Consider the following 1,591-nt stretch of genomic DNA (forward strand, 5'->3'; position numbering starts at 1 on the left):
TAGCCCGGATATTTCACGAGCCGATGTTGGGTGAGGTGAAGCGGCTGCAGGTGCTCAGAGGCGCGATTTTTGGGTTGCCGCTGCGTCGATTCGAGGCGATTTGCGAATTTTGCAGACACCGCCCCCAAACCCCCGGATGATCAAAGCGCCGGGGGTGCGCTGATTTTGGTTTATCCGCTGTTCAGGCCATGGGCGGCGGCAAGAAACAGGTGTCGCAGGGGGAACGCGGAGGCGACATAGAAACGGATCCGGCGCGTGTTGCGAACGATGACCGCGCCGACCTTCAGAAGCTTGGCGCGGATCGTGCCGGCCTGCGCCGTAGCGAGTTCCGTTCCGGCCAGAGCAACGCATCGCAGATGCTGCATCAGGACATAGCCGAGCGAAGCGATCAGCATGCGGAACTGATTGGGCCACCAGCGATGGCAACTGGTTCGGTCGGCGAAGAGGCCGAGCTGGCACTCCTTGATCCGGTTCTCCATCTCGCCACGGGCGCAATAGTCGGACTCGTATCGTTCCCTCAGGTCGCCCGTGAGATTGGTGACGACGAAGCGTGGATTGGCTTTGGCGGTCTTCGTGATTTCAGCCTTGACGATGACACGACGCGGTTGCGCCCAGGTGCCGGCCCGGTACCAGAGTTCGCCGAAGCAACGAATGCCCTCGCCGGTCAGGGCATACGCTTCCATCGCCGACTCCATCCACCATGCCGCCATGCGTTCGATGCGCTGATTCCGCGCCAGGCCGACGATGTAGCCGACGCCATGGCGTTCGCACCAGGACAGAATCCGGCGACGGCAGAAGCCCGAGTCGCCACGAAAGACGATGCGCACGGACGGCCAGACGGCACGCAGCCGTTGCACCAGCCCCTTGAGAATGGCGCCGGCCTGTTTCGCCGCGTCAATGTTGGCCGGGCGCAAATACGACACCAGCAATTGCTCGCCGCAGAAGACGTAGAGCGGCAGGAAGCAATACGTGTCGTAGTAGCCGTGGAAGAAGCGGCCTTCCTGCGCGCCATGCACCGGATCATCGGTGGCATCGAAGTCGAGAACGAGCTCTTCTGGCGGCGCGGTGAATGACGCGATAAACCGGTCAAGGATGACCTCGTGAATGGCACCCGCGAGTGCGCGATCCGCTCGCTGTTCGAAACGGCATAAGGTCGGACTCGACGCCGCTGGCGTTACCTTGCCCAAGGCCGTCTGAAGCGCCAGATCGTGTCGCAAACGATCATGATCGTTGAGGTCTTCGTAGCCTTGGACGAGACCATAGACGCGCTGTCTCAGAAGTTCGACAACGCTGTGTTCGATCCGCTCCGGCGCTCGCGGGTCCGGCAGCTTCGACGCCACGCGATTGAGCAAGCCGATCTGTTCGTCCGCCTTGCGGATGAGCAGCAAGCCTGCATCCGAAGTGACGTCACCACCGTCAAATCCAACCTCGATTCGGCGTCGCCCGACGCTCCCAAATAGCTCTCCCTGAACGGTACAATCTGGCATCGGCGGAACCCCCTGTGTCAATCTGTCTAAGCACCAGTATCAACGCAGGTCCACGCGGTTCCGCCGACCTCATTTCTTGCCTTTTTGTGAAATATCCGGGCTAG

1 protein-coding gene is annotated in these 1,591 nt (G+C 61.2%); it reads right to left on the reverse strand.

What is annotated here, in order from left to right:
• Positions 1 to 170: 170 nt before the first annotated feature.
• A complete protein-coding gene (locus tag PROAA_RS13590) occupies positions 171 to 1,487 on the reverse strand; it encodes an IS1380 family transposase (protein WP_186406036.1) in 1,317 nt (438 codons plus the stop codon).
• Between the last annotated feature and the right edge of the window lie 104 nt (positions 1,488 to 1,591).

Origin of the sequence: Candidatus Propionivibrio aalborgensis (genome assembly GCF_900089945.1) — a bacterium.
Classification (GTDB): Bacteria; Pseudomonadota; Gammaproteobacteria; order Burkholderiales; family Rhodocyclaceae; genus Propionivibrio; species Propionivibrio aalborgensis.

What these genes read in the sequence shown, in the direction of transcription:
- PROAA_RS13590 (WP_186406036.1), bottom strand. Translation starts at nt 1,487, where the DNA reads ATGCCAGATTGTACCGTTCAGGGAGAGCTATTTGGGAGCGTCGGGCGA.